This is a genomic window from Streptomyces sp. CNX435 (assembly GCF_059570575.1).
The window spans coordinates 476,255-498,037 of the sequence record NZ_JCANTA010000003.1; the positions used below are offsets into that span (position 1 = coordinate 476,255).

At 74.6% G+C, this 21,783-nt stretch carries 16 protein-coding genes and 2 pseudogenes; 12 read left to right on the top strand and 6 right to left on the bottom strand.

The window, feature by feature from the left end:
* The first annotated feature begins 84 nt into the window (after positions 1-84).
* The 3 genes from T328_RS08510 to T328_RS08520 all read left to right on the top strand — a co-directional run bounded on the left by T328_RS08510 (position 85) and on the right by T328_RS08520 (position 3,519).
* The gene (locus T328_RS08510) at positions 85-1,485 is read left to right on the top strand and encodes an MFS transporter (protein WP_496495285.1); all 1,401 of its coding nucleotides are present in this window, start codon (positions 85-87) and stop codon (positions 1,483-1,485) included.
* Positions 1,486-1,643: 158 nt separating this feature from the next.
* Complete coding sequence (locus T328_RS08515; RefSeq protein ID WP_026276345.1) at positions 1,644-2,117, top strand: cation:proton antiporter regulatory subunit; 474 nt, start codon at positions 1,644-1,646, stop codon at positions 2,115-2,117.
* A 4-nt stretch (positions 2,118-2,121) separates the two neighbouring features.
* Positions 2,122-3,519: a cation:proton antiporter gene (locus tag T328_RS08520; RefSeq protein ID WP_496495286.1), complete on the top strand. Its 1,398-nt coding sequence runs from the start codon at positions 2,122-2,124 to the stop codon at positions 3,517-3,519.
* On the opposite strand, the gene T328_RS08525 is transcribed toward T328_RS08520, so the two are convergent.
* On the bottom strand, positions 3,462-4,736 hold the full coding sequence (locus T328_RS08525; RefSeq protein WP_496495287.1) for a PP2C family protein-serine/threonine phosphatase: 1,275 nt from the start codon (positions 4,734-4,736) through the stop codon (positions 3,462-3,464). The two genes, T328_RS08520 and T328_RS08525, sit on opposite strands and share 58 nt — an antisense overlap.
* Before the next feature lie 383 nt (positions 4,737-5,119).
* On the opposite strand from T328_RS08525, the gene T328_RS08530 reads away from it, so the two are divergent.
* The 4 genes from T328_RS08530 (at position 5,120) to T328_RS08545 (ending at position 12,046) form a co-directional block, all read left to right on the top strand.
* Positions 5,120-6,034, top strand: coding sequence for a hypothetical protein (locus T328_RS08530; protein ID WP_496495288.1), 915 nt, complete (start codon positions 5,120-5,122; stop codon positions 6,032-6,034).
* Positions 6,034-8,277: a bifunctional serine/threonine-protein kinase/ABC transporter substrate-binding protein gene (locus T328_RS08535; RefSeq protein ID WP_496495289.1), complete on the top strand. Its 2,244-nt coding sequence runs from the start codon at positions 6,034-6,036 to the stop codon at positions 8,275-8,277. Before T328_RS08530 ends, T328_RS08535 begins: the two co-directional genes overlap by 1 nt.
* Positions 8,278-8,292: 15 nt before the next feature.
* Positions 8,293-11,076 carry a protein kinase domain-containing protein gene (locus T328_RS08540; RefSeq protein ID WP_496495290.1) on the top strand — a complete coding sequence of 928 codons (2,784 nt, stop codon included), beginning with the start codon at positions 8,293-8,295 and terminating at the stop codon, positions 11,074-11,076.
* 283 nt (positions 11,077-11,359) lie between these two features.
* Positions 11,360-12,046 carry a glycoside hydrolase family 11 protein gene (locus T328_RS08545; protein ID WP_496495291.1) on the top strand — a complete coding sequence of 229 codons (687 nt, stop codon included), beginning with the start codon at positions 11,360-11,362 and terminating at the stop codon, positions 12,044-12,046.
* Between the two features lie 110 nt (positions 12,047-12,156).
* Here T328_RS08545 and T328_RS08550 read toward each other — a convergent pair whose 3' ends face one another.
* On the bottom strand, positions 12,157-13,239 hold the full coding sequence (locus T328_RS08550; protein WP_496495292.1) for a glycoside hydrolase family 5 protein: 1,083 nt from the start codon (positions 13,237-13,239) through the stop codon (positions 12,157-12,159).
* Positions 13,240-13,832: 593 nt separating this feature from the next.
* Between T328_RS08550 and T328_RS08555 the strand changes: the two genes are divergently transcribed.
* Positions 13,833-14,717, top strand: a complete 885-nt coding sequence (locus tag T328_RS08555) for a peptidoglycan-binding domain-containing protein (RefSeq protein ID WP_496495293.1) — start codon at positions 13,833-13,835, stop codon at positions 14,715-14,717.
* A gap of 34 nt (positions 14,718-14,751) precedes the next feature.
* On the opposite strand, the pseudogene T328_RS08560 reads toward T328_RS08555, so the two are convergent.
* Positions 14,752-15,525 (bottom strand): annotated as a pseudogene (locus tag T328_RS08560) (SGNH/GDSL hydrolase family protein); the annotation flags it as partial.
* 213 nt (positions 15,526-15,738) lie between these two features.
* On the opposite strand from T328_RS08560, the gene T328_RS08565 reads away from it, so the two are divergent.
* A complete protein-coding gene (locus T328_RS08565; RefSeq protein WP_496495294.1) occupies positions 15,739-16,284 on the top strand; it encodes a SigE family RNA polymerase sigma factor in 546 nt (181 codons plus the stop codon).
* Here T328_RS08565 and T328_RS08570 read toward each other — a convergent pair.
* A complete protein-coding gene (locus T328_RS08570; protein ID WP_496495295.1) occupies positions 16,251-16,850 on the bottom strand; it encodes a CGNR zinc finger domain-containing protein in 600 nt (199 codons plus the stop codon). The genes T328_RS08565 and T328_RS08570 overlap by 34 nt on opposite strands.
* 85 nt (positions 16,851-16,935) lie before the next feature.
* Between T328_RS08570 and T328_RS08575 the strand changes: the two genes are divergently transcribed.
* Both T328_RS08575 and T328_RS08580 read left to right on the top strand, forming a co-directional pair.
* Complete coding sequence (locus T328_RS08575) at positions 16,936-17,724, top strand: MBL fold metallo-hydrolase (RefSeq protein ID WP_496495296.1); 789 nt, start codon at positions 16,936-16,938, stop codon at positions 17,722-17,724.
* A 239-nt stretch (positions 17,725-17,963) separates the two neighbouring features.
* A complete protein-coding gene (locus T328_RS08580) occupies positions 17,964-19,265 on the top strand; it encodes an MFS transporter (RefSeq protein WP_496495297.1) in 1,302 nt (433 codons plus the stop codon).
* Here the strand turns inward: T328_RS08580 and T328_RS08585 are convergent.
* Together T328_RS08585 and T328_RS08590 are read right to left on the bottom strand one after the other, a co-directional pair.
* Positions 19,252-19,830, bottom strand: a complete 579-nt coding sequence (locus T328_RS08585) for a TerD family protein (protein WP_496495298.1) — start codon at positions 19,828-19,830, stop codon at positions 19,252-19,254. The genes T328_RS08580 and T328_RS08585 overlap by 14 nt on opposite strands.
* A gap of 224 nt (positions 19,831-20,054) precedes the next feature.
* On the bottom strand, positions 20,055-21,410 hold the full coding sequence (locus T328_RS08590; RefSeq protein ID WP_496495299.1) for an ABC transporter substrate-binding protein: 1,356 nt from the start codon (positions 21,408-21,410) through the stop codon (positions 20,055-20,057).
* 213 nt (positions 21,411-21,623) lie between these two features.
* Here T328_RS08590 and T328_RS08595 point away from each other — a divergent pair.
* Positions 21,624-21,713, top strand: a pseudogene (locus T328_RS08595) (TetR/AcrR family transcriptional regulator); the annotation flags it as partial.
* Positions 21,714-21,783 lie beyond the last annotated feature (70 nt).

The window sequence follows — 21,783 nt, forward strand, 5'->3', positions numbered from 1 at the left end:
CAGCCTAACTCGTACGGGAATGTTTGCGTTACAGTCCTCCGTTAGACCTCGTACATCAACGTACGAGATATCGGAAGGGCACTGATGGCTTCGCACGACGAGGTCGGGCAACCGACGAAGGAAGGGCGGCACCCCGCCCGCTGGCGCATCCTCGGCTTCCTCGGGATCGCGCAGCTCATGCTGATCCTCGACGTCACGGTGGTGGCCATCGCGCTCCCGCACATCGGGGCCGACCTCGGGCTCGGCCGCGAGGCGCTGACGTGGACGGTCAGCGCGTACACGCTGACGTTCGGCGGGCTGATGCTGCTCGGCGGGCGGATCGCGGACCTGGTGGGGCCGAAGCGCGTGGTGCTCGCCGGGCTGCTGGTCTTCACCGCGGCGTCCCTCACGACCGGGCTCGCGGAGTCGGGCGGCACGCTGGTCGGCGGGCGCATCGCGCAGGGCGCCGGTGCGGCGCTGCTGTCGCCCGCGGCCCTGTCGCTGGTGGTGACGCTCTTCGAGGGCGAGGAGCGGAACAAGGCCCTGGGCATCTGGTCCGCACTCGGCGGCGGCGGGGCGGCGCTCGGCGTCCTCCTCGGCGGGCTACTGACCGCGGGCCCCGGCTGGCCATGGGTCTTCTACGTCAACGTGCCCATCGGGCTCGTCATCGTCGCCGTGCTCGCCGTGCTGCTCCCGGCCCGACCCGCGCCCGCGGAGCGGACGCGGCTGGACCTGCTGGGCGCGGCGCTGGTGACCGCGTCGACGGCAACGCTGATCTACGGGCTCATCGACGCCGGCGAACGCGGCTGGCTCACGGCCCGTACCGCCGGGCTCGTGCTGCTCGCGGCCGTCGGCTACCTGCTGTTCACGGTCTGGCAGCGGCGCGCCCGCTCCCCGCTGATAGACGTGCGGCTGCTGGCCCGGCGGCCGGTGGCCACCGGCGCGTTCCTCATCCTCATGGCGACGGCGCTGATGGTGGCGGTGTTCTTCCTGGGCACGTTCTACTACCAGCACGCCCGGGGGTACGGGGCGCTGCACACCGGGCTGCTGTTCCTGCCGGTCGCGTTCGCCGCCATGGTGGGCGCCGACCTGACGGGCCGGCTGATCGGGCGGACGGGTGCGCGGACGCCGGCCATCGCCGCGCTGACCGCCGCGGCGGCCGGACTCGCGGTGCCGGCGATCTCGATGCGGCCGGTGACGGTCGCGGTCGGGGTGACCGTCGCGGCGCTGGGCACGGGCGCGATGTTCGTGGTCGCCTCGGCGACGGCGCTGGGGCGGGTGGCGCCGCACGAGGCGGGGATCGCGTCCGGCATCGTGAGCACCTTCCACGAGTTCGGCGCCTCGCTGGGCGCCGCGGTGGTCTCCAGCGTGGCGGCGGCGAGCCTCGTCGGCAGCACGCTGGAGGGGTTTACGGAGGCGTTCGCCGTGGCGGCCGTCACGGCGGCGGTATCGGCGGCGGTCGCGGGGGCCCTGACGCCGGGGCGCGCGGCGCCGGCGACGGCCTGACTCCGGGGGCGGGCTGACACCCGCGTTCTCGCCGTACGCCGGGATGGCACGATGTCAGCTGGACCGCGCGGAGGATCGGCTGCCCGAACCCGGGACCGCGGACGCGCGACACACAAGCCGGAAGCCGGAAAGGGGGACAGGCCGTGCCTGCTCCACGGATGAGCACCACGCCGCTGCCGGGTATCGGCGTGAAATACGACCTCACCACGCGTGCACAGAAGAAGCACCTGTCGGTGATCGCCCACCGGGACGGCACCCGGTCGATCAACGTCTACCGCTCCGACGACCCGGACGCGTGCGCGCAGTCGCTGCACCTGAACGGGGCCGAGACGGCGGCACTGATCGACGCGCTGATGCCCTCGCACCACAGCCCGAACCTGCTGCACACCACCGACCTGGGGCTGGTCGCCGAGCGCGTCGAGCTGTCGGCCACGTCGTACTGGAACGGCCGGGTGCTGGGCGAGACGCGGATACGTACCGAGACGGGGGCGTCGATCGTGGCCGTGCTGCGGCGCGCGGAGGCCATCCCGTCACCCACACCGGACTTCCGGTTCGCCGGCGGCGACACGCTGATCGTCATCGGCACCCGCGAGGGCATCGAGGCGGCAGCGGCGCTGCTCGGGCGGGAGTGAGCGCTTGCACTCCTACGCGGTCTTCCTCATCGAGTTCGGTGCGATCATCCTCGGACTCGGTCTGCTCGGGCGGTTCGCGGGCCGCTTCCAGTTCTCCCCCATCCCCCTGTACCTCCTGGCCGGACTCGCCTTCGGCGAGGGCGGGCTGCTGCCGCTCGGCGCCAGCGAGGACTTCGTGGCGATCGGCGCCGAGATCGGCGTCATCCTGCTGCTGCTCATGCTCGGCCTGGAGTACACGGCCAGCGACCTGGTCTCGAACCTCAAGACCCAGTACCCGGCCGGGCTGGTCGACTTCACGTGCAACGCGCTGCCGGGTGCGGTGATGGCGCTGCTGCTCGGCTGGGGCCCGGTCGCCGCCGTGGTGCTGGCCGGCGTCACCTGGATCTCCTCCTCCGGCGTCATCGCCAAGGTCCTCGGCGACCTCGGCCGGCTCGGCAACCGCGAGACGCCGGTGATCCTGAGCGTGCTGGTCCTGGAGGACCTGGCGATGGCGGTGTACCTGCCGATCGTCACGGCGCTGGTCGCCGGGGTCGGCGTCGCGCAGGGCAGCGCCACGCTGGCCATCGCGCTCGGGGTGGCGGGGGCGGTGCTGTTCGCCGCGGTCCGCTACGGGCGGCTGATATCCCGCTTCGTCTCCAGCGACGACCCCGAGAAGCTGCTGCTCGTCGTCCTCGGCCTGACACTGCTGGTCGCCGGACTGGCGCAGCAGCTCCAGGTGTCGGCGGCGGTGGGCGCGTTCCTGGTGGGCATCGCCCTGTCGGGCGAGGTCGCCGAGGGCGCGCACAGCCTGCTCAGTCCGCTGCGGGACCTCTTCGCCGCGGTGTTCTTCGTCTTCTTCGGCCTGCACACCGACCCCGAGTCGATCCCGCCGGTGATCCTGCCGGCGCTGGCGCTGGCGATCGTGACGGCGCTGACGAAGATCGCGACGGGGTACTGGGCGGCGAAGCGCGCCGGGATCTCGGTGAAGGGCCGCTGGCGGGCGGGCGGCGCACTCGTGGCGCGCGGCGAGTTCTCCATCGTCATCGCGGGGATCGCGGTCACCGCCGGCGTCGAACCGGACCTGGGGCCGCTGGCCACCGCGTACGTGCTGGTGCTGGTGGTCGTCGGGCCGCTGGCGGCCCGCTACACGGAACCGATCGCGCTGCGGGTGACGGAGTGGCGGGAGGCCAGGCGGGCGGAGCGGAAGGCGGCACCGGCGGCGGCAGGTGGAGCGGAGCAGGACGACGCGGCAGGCGGTGCGGGCGAGGACTCGGGCGCGGACCCGGGCGCGGAGACGTACGCGAACGAGGCGGAGCCGGACGCGAGCCGGGAGGGCGCGGCGGCCGAGGTGCCGCGGCTGTCGGCTCAGCGGGGCGGGACGGCGCCGGCGGAGGATGAGCGGTCGCCCGGCGGCGGCGCGTAGCGCAGCAGCACGAGCGCGGAGTCGTCGTCGAGTGCCCCGCCGCTGTAGGCGCGCATGTCGGCGGCGAGCGCCGCGAGCACGACGACGGGCGGGTCGTCGGCGGGGCCGGGGCAGGCGGCGTAGCGCGGGGCCAGGGGGTAGAACTCGCCGGCGGCGTTGCGGGCCTCCAGGGCGCCGTCGGTGACGAGGAGCAGTTCGTCGCCGGGTGCGAGGGTCAGCTCGGTGGTCCGCACGCGGGCGCCGCCGGGTGCGGCGGCGAGGGGGTCGACGGCGGGGTCGGTGGCGGGCGCGACGGCGCCGGGGTTTCGGGGTCCGCCGGAAGCGCCGGGGCCGTCGGGGTCGTCCGGGGCGCCGTCGTCGCGGGGTGCCGAGTCGCCGCCGGCCGGTTCCGCCGCCCCGGCGGCCCCGGGTGCCGCGGGACGTGCCAGGCCGAGGCCCAGCGGCGGGTGGGAGGCGAGCGGGGCCTCGCGCACCTCCCCCGCGGCGGTACGCACCAGCGGCGGCGGATGTCCGAACGACAGCAGGGTGCAGCGGCCCTGCAGGGTGACCTCCACCAGCAGCGCCGTCACGAAGTCCTCCGGCCCCGCCTCGCGCAGCACGCTGTACTCCATCCGGCGGGCGATCCGCGGCAGATCCCGCTCGTCGTACGCGACGGCGCGGAAGACGCCGAGCGCCCTGCCGCTGATGCGTACGGCCGGCAGCCCCTTGCCGCGTACGTCACCGATCACGGCCCGCACGCCCGAGCCGGTGTCCACGACGTCGTACAGGTCACCGCCGACCTGCGCGTCGCGCGCGGCGGACGCGTAGCTGGCGGCGACGGCGAAGGGCCCGACGCGGGTGGGCGGCACCGGCAGCAGCACCCGCTGCACCACGTCCGCGATCCGCTGCGCCCGCGCGAGCCGTGTTTCGCGGTCGACACGCACGGCCTGGACGACGAGCCCGAGCACGGTGGCGCCGATGACGGCGATGAACCGGGCGAAGAACTGGGCGGTCGCGAAGTCGTCGTCGTACCAGCTGAGCAGCCCGGCCAGGGTCACCCCGAGGGCCCCGGCGGCGATGACGGCGACCCGCCCGCCGTTCACCGCGACCAGCACGGGGATGACGGAGAACAGCGCGCCGAGCGACTCCCCCTCGGTGGTCACGAGGTCGGCGAGCGTGATGACGACGAAGAGGGTCGCCACGAACCACCGGGACGAGACGAACGTGGCGACGGGCATCCCCCCAGCATGCGCGGGACGTGCCCCGCCACGGAGGCGGCCCGCCGACGGTTACCCCCGGGGGCGGGACGCGGCGGGGTCGCAGGGTGCGGGGGCGCGTCACCCGGCCGGGGGCGGTGGGTGCGGGGTGCCGGGGCGGACGGTGAGTGTCACGCCGGCGTGGACGGGCGCGACGGCGGCGGAGCGTGGCTCTATGCGGTCGTGCGCCCGGCGGTGGTCACAGCGTTCCCGTACGGCCAACGTTCGGGACCCCTCCCGGAAACGGCGACGTCATTGTGGGCGGGGCCGGTAGCCCGCGCCCCTTGTAGAGTTCGGGTCGACGTCGGGGGTGGCCGCCTCGTGACGCTCGGTCGTCGGACACGGGTTGGCCGGGGAGGACTGGGGTGGGGTTCGTGGCGTACGGAAGTCGAGTACGCGGCTGGGGTGTCCCGGCGGCGTTGCTCGGAATGCTGCTCGCGGGCGGCGCGACGGCTTGTGACAGTGGGAGTGAGCCGGGGGCGAAGGGGACCGCGGACCCGAGCGCGAGCGCGAACGCGGGGGACGGCGGCGGCGCGGCGCCGTCGAAGGCGCCGACGCCGGACCCGGAGCGGGTCCCGCGCACCGCGGCGCAGGCGCGGCAGCTGATCGCCGACATCATCGCCGGGCCGGAGCAGTTCGGGCCGGAGGCGGTGCGGGCGACGCCGTACGAGAGCGACCCGGCGCGCTGGACCGTGCTCGGCGAGAACTGCTCCTGGCGTACGGAGGACCTGCCGGACGACGTGCTGGCCACCCGCACCCGCTACCTTGAGGTGCCCGCGGCGGACGGCAAGGGGTCCATCGAGATGTCCGCCACGGTGACCGTGCACCGCACGACGCTGGACGCGGCGTGGGAGCAGGCGCGGATGCTGGAGGAGGCCGTCGGCTGCCCGGAGCAGACGCTGCGGGCGGGTGAGCGGCTGACGGGCCTGACGTCGATGGCGCTCGCGCGCGGCGAGGGCGCCAACGAGACCAGCGACGATTCGCTTACCGAGATCGGCGAGTGCGTCAGCGACAGCCGGGGCGGGCCGTACCCGTACTCGTGGGACCAGTCGACGTTCGGCCCGGTGGTCGTCGCCGTGTCCGCTTGCGGCGGGGAGAAGCACTCCGCCGAGGAAGTGCGCGAGCTGACCACCGAGCCCCTGATCAGGATGATGCTGGCGGCCGAGGACGGCATCGCCCCTGAGGGCGACGGCGGCGGGGACGGCGACGGAAACACCGCCGACCCAGACGGCTCCGCGGGCCGCAGCCCCGTGGCCGCCGGTCGGAACGGGGGCGCGTGATGGAGCGGTTGCTGCCCTCCGACCCCGCGCACCTGGGCGGGAACCGGCTGCTGGGCCGCCTCGGCGCCGGCGGCATGGGCGTGGTCTACCTCGCCCGCACCGGGGCCGGGGCGCCGGCCGCGGTGAAGGTCATCCAGCCCGAGTACGCCGAACAGCCCGAATTCCGGGCCCGCTTCCGCCGCGAGGCGGCGTCCGCCCGCCGGGTCACCAGCCCGTACGTGGTGCCCGTGCTCGGCGCCGACACCGAGGCCGAGGCGCCGTGGCTGGCGACGGCGTTCGTGCCGGGCCCGTCGCTGGCCGAGGCGGTCACCGCGTGCGGCCCACTGCCGGACCACGGCGTGCAGGTGCTGGGCAAGGTGCTCGCGCGCGCCGTGGCCGCGGTGCACGACGCCGGCCTGGTCCACCGCGACCTCAAGCCCGGCAACGTCCTGCTCGCGCTCGACGGGCCGCGGCTCATCGACTTCGGCATCGCCCGGCCCACGGCGGCCGAGGAGACGGAGCTGACGTCGGACAGCATGGTCGTCGGCACGCCCGGCTTCCTCTCCCCCGAGCAGGCGCGGGCGGGGCAGGTCGGGCCGGCGAGCGACGTCTTCTCGCTGGGCTGCGTGCTGGCGTACGCGGCCACCGGCCGGCCGCCGTTCGGCACCGGCGCCGCGGACGCGCTGCTGTACCGCACGGTGCACGACGAGCCGGACCTGGACGGCGTCGCGGACGTGGGGCTGCGGGCGCTGCTCGTCCGGTGCCTGGCCAAGGAGCCCGGTGAGCGGCCCACCGCGGCCGGGGTGGACGCGGAGCTGGCCGAGGAGGCGCCCGAGGGCGACATCGACTGGCTGCCGGACGCGGTGGTACGGATGGTCGCCGAGCGGTCGGCGGAGATGCTGCGGCTGCCCGGCGTCGAGCCCACCGTGGTCACAGAGGCGCCGGACGGGAAGGCGGACGGCACGGAGGGCGCCGGCGACGCGGACACCGCCGGGTCCGCCGGCGGCACGGACACCACCGTGCCCGGCGGCGCCGCCGGCCCGGGCGGCCCCGGCCGCCGCCGGGTCCTCGCGCTGGCCGGCGGCGGAGCGGTGCTCCTCGCCGCCGGCGGCGGTGCCGGGCTGTGGGCGGCGCTGCGTGACGACGGCGATCCGCCCGCGAAGGCCGAGGGACCGCGCCGGACCATCGGCCTGCACGCGGACCTGACGGGCCCGCAGCGGACCGCCGGCACGGCGCAGGAGCAGGCGGCCCGGCTCGCGGTGGAGCAGTTCAACGCCCGGGAGAAGAAGCCGTTCACGCTGGAGCTGGCGGTCGCCGACGACCGTGGCGAACCGGCCCGGGCGCTGAGCGTGGCCCGGCGGCTGACCGGCGACCGTGCGGTGCTCGCCGTCCTCGGGCCCACCGGGTACGCCTCCACCCAGGCGGCGCTGGACGTCTACGAGGGCGCGGGGATGCCGCTGCTCACGGTCTCCGAGGGCTCGTTCAGCGCCCCGCAGGCGGCGCTGGCCGGGGCGCCGAAGTCGTACTTCCACACCACCGCCCTCGGCGCGGAAGCCTCCTTCACCACCTTGTTCACGCTCATCGAACAGGGTGCGACGCATGTGGGGCTGCTGGCCGACCGGGCCGGCGCGGTCCGCGGCTGGGAACACAGCGCCATCGCGCACAACGGGGCCGCCAACATGCAGCTGGAGCTGTACCTGCGCGTCGTGCCCGCCGCCGCGGACGCCGACGCCCTCGGCCCGGTCGTGGCGGACATCCTCGACCACGGCGTCGACAGCTTCTACTACACCGGCACGGCCGAGCGGGCCGCGGCGGTCGCGCGCGAACTGGCGGAGCGGGGCTTCGACGGGCCCCGGTTCCTCGACGAGCCCGCGGCCACCGGCCCGTTCACGACCGCGGCGGCCGACGCCGCGGAGGGCTGGCAGGCGGTGACCCCGTACGTCGGCGCGGACGCCGATCCCGTACGCGACTTCGCCGCCGCGTACCGCAAGCGGTTCGACGCCGCGCCGGAGCCGGGGGCTGCGGAGGCGTACGACGTCACCCGGCTGATCGCCGACCGGCTGGCCGCCCTCGCCCGGAAGGGCGGGCGCAGACCCACGCGCGACGCGCTGGCCGAGTCCCTGGCGGCGGCCCGGTTCGAGGGGCTGACGACCACGTACAGCTTCGACGACAGCAAGCAGATCGAGCAGGGGAAGTACCACCACTACCGGGTTGAGGGCGGCCGGTTCGGCTACGTCGGCCCGGTGTCGCTCCCCGACTCCTGACGGGAGGGACGGACGATGCGGCCGCTGCGCGCGGACGACCCGGAAGAGCTGGGCGGGCACAGGCTGCTCGCCCGGCTCGGCGCGGGCGGCATGGGCGTGGTCTACCTCGCCCGCACCGGCGACGGCACGCTGGTGGCGCTGAAGGTCATCCGGCCCGAGCACGCGGCGAACCCGGCCTTCCGCGCCCGGTTCCGGCGCGAGGTGCGGCTGGCGACGGGGCTGACGGGCCGCTGGGTGGTGCCGGTGACCGCGGCCGACACCGAGGCCCGGGCGCCGTGGCTGGCCACGGCGTTCGTGCCCGGTCCCGCGCTGCTGGAGGCGGTGGACGGGTACGGGCCGCTGCCGCGGTACGCCGTCGCCGCGCTCGGCATGCGGCTGGCGGAAGCGCTCGCGGAGGTGCACGCGGCGGGGCTGGTCCACCGGGACGTCAAGCCGGGTAACGTCCTGCTCACCCTCGACGGGCCGCGCCTCATCGACTTCGGCATCGCGCACGACGCCGGGGCGACGGCGCTGACCGCGCCGGACGCGGTGGTCGGCACGCCCGGCTACCTGGCGCCCGAGCAGATCCGCGCGCGCGGCCGGGCGGGGCCGGCGAGCGACGTGTTCGCACTGGGGTGCGTGCTGGCGTACGCGGCCACGGGCCGGCGCCCGTACGGCAGGGGCAACCCGGCCGCGGTCCTGTACCGCACGGTGCACGAGGCTCCGGACCTGGCCGGTCTGGATCGGCTGCCGCGGGGGCTGCGGACGGCGGTCGCGGACTGTCTGGCGAGGGACCCCGACGACCGGCCCACGGCGGCGGAGTTGACGAGGGCGCTGGCCGCGGAGACGGGCGCCGCGGGCGCGCCGGCGGCCACGAGACCGCCGGCGGAGACCGGGCCGGCGCCGGATGCGGACGGCCGGTTGGGCGCAGGGCCGCCACCGGACGCGGGGCCCGTCGACCCGCGCGTTCCGACACCGCCGCCGCCGGACGCCGCCACCCGCGTTCTACGGGACGAAGGCGCCGGGTCCGCGGAGACACTGCCGTACGACCCGGCTGGATCCCCCGGAGGCGGCGGCGCGGACGGGCGGAGCGGGGCCGGCGAACTCGCGGGAGACCGCTCCGCCGTGGCCCTGGGCGGCGGCACGGGGGATGCGCCGGCCCGCGGGGACGGATCCGCGGCGGACCGGCCCGGCGCGGATTCCCGCGCGGCGGCCGGCACCGGCGATCCGCGGCCACCCGGTGTACGCGCCGAGGACCACCCCGATGACGCCGGGCCGGACCACGCCGACCCGGACGGCGCCGCGCCCGACGACGCCGACCCCGACGACGCCCACCCCGGCAACGACGGGCCCGGCGACCGGGCTCCGGCCGACCGCGCATCAGGCGCCCCGGCCGCCCCGGCCCCCGCACCCTTCGCCGTACCGCCCGCGGACCCGCGTGACTGGCTGCCCTCCCCCGTGCTGCGGCTCGTCGCCGAGCGGTCCGCTCGTGCGCTCGACCCGCCGCCCCGGCAGCCCGCCGCCCGCGCCGACGCCGTGCCGCCGGCGCCGGAGGGGACCACCCCGGCCCCCGCGCCCGGCCGGAGCGCGCCTTCCCGCCGCCGCTTTCTCGTCGTCGGCGGTTCCGCGTCGGCCGCCCTGGCCGCCTCGGGCACCGGCGCGGCCGTGCTCTTCGCCACCCGCGGCAGCTCCTCCGACGACGACGACGGCGGCGGCGCCGCACCGGGGCTGCCCACCCACGCCATCGCCCTGCACGCCGCCCTGACGGGCGAGCAGAAAGCGGACGGCGTCGCCCAGGAGCGCGGCGCCCGGGTGGCCGTGGCCCGGCACAACGCCCGTAACGACGCCCGCTTCCGGCTCTCCCTCGTCCCGTACGACGACGGCGGCGAGGCAGGCCGGGCGCGGGACGTGGCGCGCCAGGTGCTGGACGAGCGCTCCGTCAGCGCGGTGCTCGGCCCGACGACGGTCGAGAGCCTGCGCGCCGCGGTGCCGCTGTACGGGGAGGAGTCGATGCCGGCCGTGGACGTGTCGGTCGACACCGACGAGGCCGGGGTGTCCACGAGCGATGTCCGGTCGCTCGTCGTCACCAGGCTGCCGGGTGCGTACCACCACCATCCGATTCTCGACTACCTGACCCGGGTGCGCGGTGTGGTGCGCACCGCCGTGGTGGAGGACCGGGACGGGGGCGAGACGGTCCGGGGGATCGTGAAATCCCTGCGCGAAACGCCGCCCGGGGAGGGCGAGATCGGCTTTCACCCGGTGGCCGCCTCGGCCGGCTTCGACGCGGCCGTCGCCGCGGCGGTGGCGACGCGGCCGGAGGCCGTCGTCTACGCCGGCACCTCCCCGGAGCGCGCGGGGGCGTGCGCGCGTGCGGTCGCGGAAGCGGGCTTCGCCGGCCCGCGCACGTCGTACGAGCCGGTGATGCGGCCGGCGTTCCTGCGCGAGGCGGGCGAGGCGGCCGAGGGCTGGGTCTTCGGCGCGCCGTATACGGCGGCGGGGCAGGAGAAGACCGAGGCGGCCCGCGCCTTCACGGCCGCGTACCGCGAGCGCTACGACGGAACGCCGCCCCGGTGGGCCGCCGAGGCGTACGACGCCGTGAACCTGATCGCCGCCGCGCTCGACGCGCTGGGCGGCAGCGCCGACATCGTGCCCGGCCAGGTCGCCGAGCGGATCGTCGAGCTGAAACACGCGGGGGTCGCCAAGCCGCTCAGCTTCGTCGGCGGTCTGCTGCACCTCCTCAACCCGGAGAGGGCGGCCTTCCTCTACGAGGTCCGGGACGGCGCGTTCCGCTACCTCGGCCGGCACGACCAGGTCGACTGACCGGCTGATCCCGAACCCATTTACGAAACTTTCGCCTCCTTTCGGCAGCACATTTGATCTCACTGCGGAGATATCACCGAGACATCCGCCCCCTGGATCCCAAGACGACCATGTGAACTGCAAGAACGAGCACCGGATCCTGGTTCCCTGCTTAGTAATGTTTCGGAATCACTGTCGAAACTGTTGACACCCCCTCGTGGCGGTCCAACACTGGCGCACGACCCGTTCGGCGCCACCCTGGCCCAGCGGCAGGCTCTCCCGCCTGCCGTCACGAGGAGGAAGAATGAAAACGAACGGCACCCCCCACGGCGTGAGCCGCCGACACTTCGTCGGCGGCGCAGGCGCAGTCGTCCTCGGCGCGTCCGCGGCGACGCTCCTGCCCGCCGGAGTCGCACACGCGGAGACCATCACGACCAACCAGGAGGGCACCCACAACGGGTTCTACTACTCGTTCTGGACCGACTCGCAGGGCACGGTCTCGATGGACCTGAACAGCGGCGGCAACTACAGCACCTCATGGGGCAACACCGGCAACTTCGTCTGCGGCAAGGGCTGGAGCAACGGCAGCCGCCGCACCGTCGGCTACTCCGGCAGCTTCAACCCGTCCGGCAACGGCTACCTCTGCCTCTACGGCTGGACCTCGAACCCGCTCGTCGAGTACTACATCGTCGACAGCTACGGCACCTACCGGCCCACCGGCGAGAACCGGGGCTCGGTCACCAGCGACGGCGTCACGTACGACATCTACCACACGATGCGCTACAACGCGCCGTCGGTCGAGGGCACCAAGACCTTCCCGCAGTTCTGGAGCGTCAACCGGTCCAAGCGGGTGGGCGGTTCGATCAACACCGGCACGCACTTCGACGCCTGGTCCGGGGCCGGGATGACCCTGGGCGATTTCAGGTACTACATGATCATGGCCACCGAGGGCTACCAGAGCAGCGGCAACTCCAACATCAGCGTCGGCTGACGGGGGCGGGCGGAGCAGCGGGGCGGGACAGCTCGTCCGACCAGGTGGGGGAACGACCGCGGGACCGGCCCGCTCCGGGCCGGTCCCGCGGTGTTCGCGCGCCCGCGCCGTCACTCCTTGATGCGCTCCCGGATCCAGACGCCGGCCTCCTTCAGCACGCCGGTGCCCGCCCACTCGCTCCCGTTGCAGGCGCCCTCCTTGAACACCGCGCCCGAGCGGTGGTCGTCGGAGAAGTTCCAGTTGGTCCAGGAGATGCCCTTCTCCTTCATGAGGTCCAGGTACCGCTGCGCCATCGTGAAGTCGTTCGCACCGTCGCCCGAGTAGTCCTGGGTGCCGAACTCGGTGACGAACACCGGGAGTTCGTCGGCGGCGCGGGAGAGCGTCTGCAGGTACTCGTCCCCGTGCGAGGCGGCGTAGAAGTGGAAGGTGTACATGACGTTCTCGGCGTCGACCGGGTTCTCTATCACCTCGCGCTCGTCCGCGCCGTCGGAGACGCCGAAGGAGGACCACGCGCGGGTGCCGACGAGGACGACGCCGTCCGGGTCGTGCTGCCGGACGACGGGGATGATCTCCTCGGCGTACGACTTGACCGACGACCAGCCGACGCCGTTGGGCTCGTTGGCTATCTCGTAGAACACGTTGGGCTGGTCGGCGTACCTGGTCGCCATGTCGGTGAAGAAGCGCTTCGCGAGCTCGGTATTGGCGTTCGGGTCGCCGGGACTGAGCATGTGCCAGTCGATGACGGCGTACATGCCGCGCTCGATCGCCTGGTCGACGACGCGCTGCGCGATCTCCGTGAACTTCTCGGGGTCGGTCTCGTAGCCCTCTTCCTGGACGTACGTGGAGACGCGCAGCACGTCCGCGTCCCAATCCTGCGCCAGCGCGTCGAGGGAGCCGCCGGTGAGGCACTGCTCGTACCACTGGGTGCCGTGCGAACTCATGCCGTTCAACTGGACGGCCTGGCCCTGCTGGTTGCACAGCGTCGTGTCGCAGACCTGGAGGCGGCCGTTCTCGGCGACGGGCGAGCCGGCCGGGGCGGCGGCCTGCGCGGCGGTCGTCGTGCCGCGGGAGTCGCGGGCCTTCGCGCCGGAGTCCTCGCCGGCTCCGGCGCTGAGCTGCGGGGTGAGGGCGAGCAGCAGCGCCGCGGTCGCGGCGCTGGCGGAACCGAGCAGGAGGGGCTTGGTCCTTCGCATGGGGGGTCTCCAGTTTTTGGGGGTCATGCCATGGTCATGCCATCCGGAGCGCAGATGGGCGTGGCGGGAAAACTTAAGGCCCCGCCCGGACGTCGTCAAGACTGGAAGGAAGCTTTCCTAACTGTTTGGCCATGGGTGGCCCCCGGCGGGCGTGCGGCAGGTGGAGCTACAGCAGGAGGTAGAGCACCACCGCCAGCGGGGCGACCACCGCGATGGCCAACGTGATGATCCAAGCCGTGACACCGAAGATGCGGTCGTTGTCCACGTGGGCCTCCCGAGTGCAGCCGAGAGTCTCGGCCGAGAGGGGGGCGACGCCAGTATGCACTGATTGCGTGGGCCGTGGGGTGATTCGACCGACCCCGTCGACAACGGACCGGGGTCGAATCGGCCGCGAGAACCGCAACCGGCTTGCATAATCGTCGACATCGAACTGGAGGGGAACGCCAGTGCCATCCGACGGATGCCCACGGTGCTTCGCACCGCTCAAGGAGGACGGCAGACCGAGTTGTGCGTGCGCGGGGGACGCGGCGCAGGAATCGGACACGCCGACGGCCGGCAGGCGGTCCGAGCCGCGGCTGATCAGACCGTACGTCATGCGCGCGCCCGCGGCCCGGAGCGAGACGGACGCCGGGACGGATCCGGACGCCGGACCCGGGCGCGAACCGGCGCCGGGGACGGCGCTGTTGCCCGTGCCCCGTGCCGCCTATCTGCCGCAGGTGCCGCGGAAGGGCGTGGTCGCGCGCGTCGAGAGACCCGGCACGGAGACTGAGCCGGCGCCGGAGCCCGGCGCTTCGGGGTCGGCCGCGGGCGGCACCGGACGGCGGGTACGCCCCGCCGGGCTGCTCCTCGCGGGCGGCGGCGCGGCCGCGGTGATCGCCGGGCTGATCGTCACCGCCGGGCTGCTGACCGGCGGTTCGGAGTCGGACGACGCCGGCCGCGGACCGGCCGGAGTCAGCGCGGGCCCGTCCGGCGGCGGCGAGGCGGACGGCGGCCCGCTCGCCGGCGACGGTGAGGGAGGCGCTCCGGGCGACGGCGAGGGTGCGGGGCCCGACGAGCGCGCGGGCCGCGACCGCGGCGGCGACGGAGACGCGCCCCCGGACGGGCGCCGGACGGCCGGCGGCGACGCCGCGGCCTCCGCGCCGGGCCGCACGGACGGGCAGATCGGCTCGATCGACCCCACGGACCCGCCCGCCGACAGGGCGTCGAACCCCGCGTCCCCCTCCCCCACCGACGCCCCCGCCCCGGCCGGCCCGCCGGTGCTGCACCCGGGCAACTCGGGTCCCGAGGTGACCGAGTTGCAGCTCCGGCTGCGGCAGGTCGGGCTGGGGCTGCTGGAGGAGGCGGACGGCTCGTACGACGACGGCGTACGCACCAGCGTGCGCACCTTCCAGTCGGTCAACGGCCTGGACGAGGACGAGCGCGGCGTCTACGGCCCGGAGACCCGGCGCGAGTTGGAGTCGCGTACGGACGAGCCGTGAGCCCGCCGGCACCGGCCGGCGCACCCGCCTACCCGCCCGGGGTGAGGTACGCGGTGAGCGCGGGGTACCAGCGGTCCGCGATCTTCTGGTCGCCCGCGGCGTTGGGGTGCACCCCGTCGTAGGTGTCGGCCGCCGTGTCGAACCCGGTCCACTGGTCGACCGCGACGACCGGCGACTCGGCCGTGCCGACGTCCGCCGCCCAGCCCGGGATCAGCGCGTTCAGCGCCTCCGCCCGGGCGCCGCACTCCCCGCACGACGGCGGGTTCAGCGGGATGATCTGCGCGACCAGCACCGTCATCCGCGGGTTGTCCGCGCGCATCTGCGTCACGAGCGTGGTGTACGCGTCCAGGATCCGCTCGGGCGGGATGCTGCTCCACACGTCGTTGGTGCCGAAGTGCATGAGGACGACGTCGGGGTGGGTGGCGTCGAGCCAGCCGGGGAGCTGGTTCTGCGCCGCGACGTTGGTGACCAGGAAACCGCCGTGGCCCTCGTTGTCGCCGTCGTGGTCCTGCCCGCAGCCCTGCGGGCCGAGCGTGCCGACGAAGTCGACGGCGGTGTGGCCCTCGTCCTGCAGCCGGTTCCACAGCACCGAGCGCCAGCAGCCGGGCGAGCCGGTGATGGAGTCGCCGAGTGGCATGACCCGCACCGGATCGGCCGCCGCGGCACCGGGCGGGCGGCCGAGGAGGAGCCCGGTGGCCAGCGCGAGCGCGGCCACGAGCGGCCACAGGATCCGTGCTCTCGTCGAGTGTCGCACCGCCGGTCCTCCTCGTCGGTCCGGGCACCCCCGAAGATATGGGAGCGCTCCCATCCTCCCCATGAACGCACGCCTGTTACGCACATGTCAACAACCCCGCGCGGCGTAGCCTGCCGGAGGTGCCGGCGGGCGCGGCGGCGGAGCCGAAGGGGTTGCCGCCGCAGTCGCCCTGCCTTAGATTGCGTTCACCATCTTGAACGATGGCTCAATGCGTGAACTCGAAGCGATAACGGGGCCAGCGCACGCGAGGGCGAGGAGAGGCGAGCCGTGGGCATACCCAGCGCCGGCCACGACGCCGCGGCGACCGCGGAGTTCCGTGAGTTCTTCGAGCACCATTATGCAGAACTCGCCCGTCTGGCGAACTCGTTGAGCGGCGAGGCGGACGGCGCGGACGACCTGGCCGCCGACGCGCTGGTCGCGCTCTGGCACCGCTGGGACCGGGTACGCGCCGCCGAGCACCCGGCCGCGTACGCCCGCGGGGTCGTCGCCAACCTCGTACGCAGCCGCATCCGCAGCGCCGTACGCGAGCGCCGCCGCATCGCGCTGTACTGGACGGACAACCACGAACACGTCGACGACCCGGACGTGCCGGCGGTCGTGGACGTACGGGAGGCGCTGCGCAGCCTGACGTTCCGCAAGCGCGCCTGCGTCGTCCTGCGGCACGCCTTCGACCTCTCCGAGCGCGACACCGCGCACACGCTCGGCATCTCGGTGGGCACCGTCAAGAGCCAGACCGCCAAGGGCGTGGCCCAGCTGGAAGAGGCGCTGGGCACCGGTGCTCAGCGGGCGCTCGGCCGGGTGCGCCGGGCGTAGGCGCGGGCGGCCCGGGCGCGGTCGCCGCAGCGGGTCGAGCACCAGTGGCGCCGGCCGTGGCGCAGCAGGTAGCGGTTGCAGGGGCTGGAGCCGCACGGGGTGAGGCGGTCGGCGTCCGGGCCGGTCAGCAGGTCGGCGGCGTCGGCGGCGAGGACCGCCAGCGCGCGGTCGAGGATCTCGTTGGTGGGGCACGGCGCCGCGCGGTACGGGCCGTTCCGCTCATCCCAGTACAGCAGCGCGGCCGTGGGGGCGCGGCTCAGCGCGTCGTTGACGGCGGCCAGCGCCGCCGGCAGGGCGGGCAACCCGTCGACCCGGGCGGCGAACAGCGCCCGCAGGTGCTCACGCAGCGAGCGCAGCTGCGCCGCGCACATCTCCCGTACCCCGGCGTCGGGCGGCGCGAGGCCGTGGTCGGCGAGCCAGCGGTTCGCGCCGGCGGGGGTGCCGAGGAGGTCGGTGAAGTGCCCTCCGGGCAGCGCCATGGCGCTGTTGACGAAGTCGAGGGAGGGGTAGTCCGCCGCCCCGGGCGCGGGGGTGGCGGCGAAGTCTCCGGTCGGGCTCTCGGGCATGTGTCTCATGGTAAGGGTTGCCGTCATCCGTGAGGCACAGTTATGGTCCATCACGGATAATCACCTAGTCATCCGTGAGGTTCTCATGGCCGGTGCCGGCACGACCGCCGAGCAGTTCCCCGTACGCGTCCTGGGCGGCCCCACCGCCCTCTTCGAGTACGGCGGCCTGCGCTTCCTGACCGATCCGACCTTCGACCAGCCCCGCGACTACGCGGTGCCGGGCGGTTCGCTGACCAAGACCGCGCCGCCCGCGGCGGCGCCGGCGGACCTGGGCCGTATCGACGTGGTCCTGCTCTCCCACGACGAACACCCCGACAACCTCGACGAGTCCGGCCGGGCGCTGCTCGCGGACGTCCCGCTGACGCTGACCACGCCCGGCGGCGGAAAGCGGCTGGGCGCGGGGGCCCGGGGGCTGGCCGACTGGGAGGCGGCCGAGCTGGACCGGCCGGGCGGCGGCACGGTCACGGTCACCGGCGTGCCCGCCGTGCACGGGCCGGCCCCCCGCGCGGACGTCGAGGCGGCGCTCGGCGAGGTCGTCGGGTTCGTGCTGACCGGGGCGGGGCTGCCCGTCGTCTACGTCAGCGGCGACAACGCCGCCACGGCGGCGGTCGCGCAGATCGCCGAGCGGTTCGGCCCGGTGGACACCGCGATCCTGTTCGCCGGCGCCCCGCGCATCCCCGTTCTCTTCGACGGCGAGCCGATCGTCCTGGACAGCGCGCAGGCGGCCGACGCCGCCCGGATCCTCGGTGCCCGCCGGGTGGTGCCCGTCCACTACGAGGGCTGGGCGCACTTCACCGAGGGCCGCGACGAGTTGGCCGCCGCCTTCGCGGCGGCGGGGGTGCCGGACCGGCTCGACTGGGGCCTGCGGGGCTGACCACACGGCCCGTACGGCTGGACGCCCCCGCGGCCGGAGATAGCTTGCCGGTCGCGCGCGGGGGCCCGGCCGGACCCGCCCGGCTGCGGGACGCGGTCTGCCGATCGCCTACGGGCCGCACCACGCCCGCCGGGCCGGGGCGCTGACCTGCCGGTCGGCCTCCGGCCGCGGCCCGCCGCCCCCTCGCCGCCGTCCGGCCGGACGGCCCGTACCGCGCCCCCTGAGCCGAAGGAACCTTCGTGACGACGACCGCGCCCGGCCGCTCCGCCCGCCTCCCGCGGGCCCGCGCGCAACGCCGCGTCCTGACCGTCATGTTCGCCGCCCAGGTCCTCAGCGGCGCAGGCCTGGCGGCCGGCGTGGCCAACGGCGCCCTGCTCGCGCAGGACATGCTCGGCTCCACGAGCCTGGCCGGCCTGCTCGGCGCGCTGGCCACCGCCGGGGCCGCGCTGGCCGCCGCCGTCGTCGGCCGGATCTCCGACGCGTACGGCCGCCGCCCCGGCCTGGCCGCCGGATATCTGACCGGCGCCGTCGGCAGCGCGGGCGTCGTCGCCGCCGCGGTCGCCGGCAGCTCCGCGCTGCTCTTCGCGGCCATGGTCGTCTATGGCGCGGGCACCGCCACGAACCTGCTGGCCCGCTACGCGGGCGCCGATCTGGCGGCGCCCGCGTACCGTGCCCGCGCCGTGTCCACCGTGCTGGTCGCCACCACGCTGGGCGGGGTGGCCGGCCCCGGCCTCGCCGTGCCCGCGGGCGACCTGGGCGCGGCGCTCGGCGTTCCCCGGCTGTCCGGGCTGTTCCTCGTCTCGGCCGCCGCGTACGGGGCCGCCGCCCTGGTGCTGGCGGTGTGGCTGCGTCCCGACCCGCTGCTGCTGGCGCGCGAACTCGACCGCGAACCCGACCGCGAACTCGACGAGGCGGAGCCGGCCGCCGCCGGGGCGTCCGCGCCGGACCCCGGGGCGCCGCGGCCGGGTGGGCGGCGCGGTCCGGGCGTGCTGCCGGGGGCGCTGGTCATGGTCGTCACCCAGCTGGTCATGGTGGCGATCATGACGATGACGCCGGTCCACATGCACGGCCACGGCCACGGCACCGCCGCCTCCGGCCTGGTCATCGCCGTCCACGTCGGCGCGATGTACCTGCCGGCGCCGCTGTCCGGCTGGCTGGTGGACCGCCGCGGCGCGCTCCCGGTCGCGGTCGCCGCGGGGCTGGCCATGCTGGCCGCGGGGGTGGTCGCCGCCACCACCGCGGAGTCCGCCGCGGTGTTCGCGGTGGCCCTCGCGCTCCTGGGGATGGGCTGGAGCCTGGGGCTCGTCAGCGGTACGGCGATGGTCACCCGCGCCGTACCGCCGGCCACCCGGGCCCGTACGCAGGGCCTGGTCGACGTCGCGGTCTCGGCCGCGGGCGCCGGGGGCGGCCTGGCCTCGGGCGCGGTGGTCGCCACCGCCGGCTATCCGCTGCTGACGATAGGCGGCGGCATCCTCGCGCTGGCCGTCGTGCCCGCGGCCGTCGCCGCGGGCACGACGGCCAGCGCGGTCAGCCGACGTTGACGCCGTAGTCGGTGGCGATGCCGTGCAGCCCCGACGCGTAACCCTGGCCGACGGCGCGGAACTTCCACTCGCCGCCGCGCCGGTACAGCTCGCCGAAGACCATCGCGGTCTCGGTCGAGGCGTCCTCGGTCAGGTCGAAGCGGACCAGCTCGACGCCGTCGCTCTGGTTGACGACCCGGATGAACGCGTTGCTGACCTGGCCGAAGTTCTGCCCGCGCAGGTCCGCGTCGTGGATGGAGACCGGGAAGACGATCTTGGCGACCTCCGGCGGGACCAGGCTGAGGTCCACGTTGAGGGACTCGTCGTCGCCGTCGCCCTCGCCGGTGAGGTTGTCGCCGGTGTGCTCGACCGAACCGTCCGGGCTGGTGAGGTTGTTGTAGAAGACGAAGTGCAGGTCGGACAGCACCTTCCCGGACGCGCCGCACATCAGCGCCGAGGCGTCCAGGTCGTGGGGCGCGCCCGTCGTGGTGCGCACGTCCCAGCCGAGCCCCACGGTCACGGCCGTCAAACCCGGCGCCTCTTTGCTCAGCGAGACGTTACCGCCCTTGGCCAGGGAAACTCCCACGATCACCCCTCCACCTCTCGTGTCCCGCCGCCACCCTACAGGCGGTCGGCGGAGGTCCGGAGGGCTTCGGTCGTAGGCCGTACGGGACGCGCACGGCGACGTCGCGGGCGTGCTCTGCGGAGTGACCGGCGACTCGCTGCCGGCAGACCGCGTCTGCCGGCAGGACCCGCGGCGCACGTGCACCGAAGGCCCCAGCCGGCAGCGGTGTCAGGGCGTCGAGGTCGTCAGCGGTCCAGCAGCTCGTCGATCTTCGCCTCCGCGGCCTGCCACGCCTGCGCGGGCGTCAGCTCCCCCTGCTCGACCGGCAGGATGCCCGCGTCGGTGATCTGCTGCTGGATCGGCTGGTCCTTCGCGCCGAGTTCGAGCGTCGGGATGCTCTTGGCCGCGATGGAGAAGATCTCGCCGGTCGGCGCGTCGTTGAAGTACGGGTGCGTGGCTTTTGCGACCTGCGGCAGCTCGTACGCCGCCTGCGAGCTGGGGAAGCTCGCCCGCTTCTCGAACAGCCGGGCCTGCTGCTCGGGCGCGGTCAGCCAGGCCGCGAGCCGGGCCGCCTCCTCCTTGTGCTCGCCGGCCTCGGGGACGGTCAGGAACGAACCGCCCCAGTTGGCGGGCTTGGGCGCGGTGGCGATGTCCCACTTGTCCGCGGCGCCGGGGCCGGCCTTCTCCTGTATGTAACCCAGCATCCAGGACGGGCAGATGACGGTGGCGAAGCCGCCCTCGGCGAAGCCCTCGTCCCACTCCGGGGTGAACTGCTTGAGCCGGGCGGTCATCTCCCCCTGCGCCGCCTGCATCGCCAGGTCCCAGGAGGCGTCGACGGCCGGGCTGTCCTGGTAGATCAGCTCGCCCTCCCGGCCGAAGTAGCGGACGGGGAAGCTGCTGATCGAGCCGTTGTAGACGCCGGCGGCCGAGTCGACGAAGGCGGTGCCGTCGGGGGCGTTCTCCATGTAGTCCGCGCCGACGCCGAGGTACTTGTTCCAGTCGGAGAACCACAGCGACGCGACCTCCTCGCGGTCGGTCGGCAGCCCGGCCGCGGCGAACAGGTCCTTGCGGTAGCAGACGGCCATGGGGCCGATGTCGGTGCCCAGGCCGATGGTCTTGTTGTCGTCGGTCGTGGCCTGGTCCCACTTCCAGGGCAGGAACGCGCCCTCGTCGACGCCGGTCGCCGTGCCGAGGTCCATCAGCCGGTCGGACCGGGTGCCGACGACCTCGCTGATGTTGCCGACCTCGACCGCCTGGATGTCGGCCAGGCCGCGGCCGGAGTCGAGGGCGTCGCGCAGGGCCGGGTAGTACTCCTCGTTGTTGGCCGCGGCGGTCTCCTTGATGGTGACGTCCGGGTGCAGCTTCTCGTACTCGTCGTAGAGCCCGGCCTCCTTGAAGCCGAAGACGCCGAAGACGCCGACGGTCAGCGTGACCGGCCCGCCGTCGTCGCCGCCGTCGTCACCGTCCGGTGCCGCCGCCGACGAGCCGCCGTCGAGCAGGCCGCAGCCGGCGAGGAGGCCGGCGGCCAGCGCGGCGGCGAGGGCGCGGAACGTGTGTCTGCGGATTGTCAGTTGCCGGATCGTGCGTGTGCTTGTGCGCATGGGACTCCCCCGGGAGCTGCCGCACCCCCTCCACGATGACGAGGCGCGGCCTGGGTTTGGGAGCGTAGCCTGGGAGCGCTCCCGTACACATCTCTTCTGCGCATTACGGTCATCACGAGGCGGTCACGCTCTAGACCTACTATGCAGACCGGTGTCTAGCCTGCCGGGTATGTCGGTCAAGGGGGAACAGACCGGACGCGGCTCGTCGACGCCGCGCGCACGCTCATGGAGGCGCGAGGCTACCACGGCACGGGCCTCAACGACGTGATCGCGGCCGGAGGCGCGCGGCAGGGCTCGATCTGCCACCACTTCCCCGGCGGCCCGCCCGATCGGGTACGTGACCGCCCGTTCGGCGGGTGGGAATGCGGTTGCC

Bases quoted from the DNA above. Each gene is read 5' to 3' on its own strand.
- T328_RS08540 (WP_496495290.1), top strand. From the start codon at position 8,293: ATGCGGCCGCTGCGCGCGGACGACCCGGAAGAGCTGGGCGGGCACAGG.
- T328_RS08575 (WP_496495296.1), top strand. From the start codon at position 16,936: ATGGCCGGTGCCGGCACGACCGCCGAGCAGTTCCCCGTACGCGTCCTG.
- T328_RS08510 (WP_496495285.1), top strand. From the start codon at position 85: ATGGCTTCGCACGACGAGGTCGGGCAACCGACGAAGGAAGGGCGGCAC.
- T328_RS08515 (WP_026276345.1), top strand. From the start codon at position 1,644: ATGAGCACCACGCCGCTGCCGGGTATCGGCGTGAAATACGACCTCACC.
- T328_RS08535 (WP_496495289.1), top strand. From the start codon at position 6,034: ATGGAGCGGTTGCTGCCCTCCGACCCCGCGCACCTGGGCGGGAACCGG.
- T328_RS08545 (WP_496495291.1), top strand. From the start codon at position 11,360: ATGAAAACGAACGGCACCCCCCACGGCGTGAGCCGCCGACACTTCGTC.
- T328_RS08570 (WP_496495295.1), bottom strand. From the start codon at position 16,850: ATGCCCGAGAGCCCGACCGGAGACTTCGCCGCCACCCCCGCGCCCGGG.
- T328_RS08550 (WP_496495292.1), bottom strand. From the start codon at position 13,239: ATGCGAAGGACCAAGCCCCTCCTGCTCGGTTCCGCCAGCGCCGCGACC.
- T328_RS08555 (WP_496495293.1), top strand. From the start codon at position 13,833: ATGCGCGCGCCCGCGGCCCGGAGCGAGACGGACGCCGGGACGGATCCG.
- T328_RS08525 (WP_496495287.1), bottom strand. From the start codon at position 4,736: ATGCCCGTCGCCACGTTCGTCTCGTCCCGGTGGTTCGTGGCGACCCTC.
- T328_RS08590 (WP_496495299.1), bottom strand. From the start codon at position 21,410: ATGCGCACAAGCACACGCACGATCCGGCAACTGACAATCCGCAGACAC.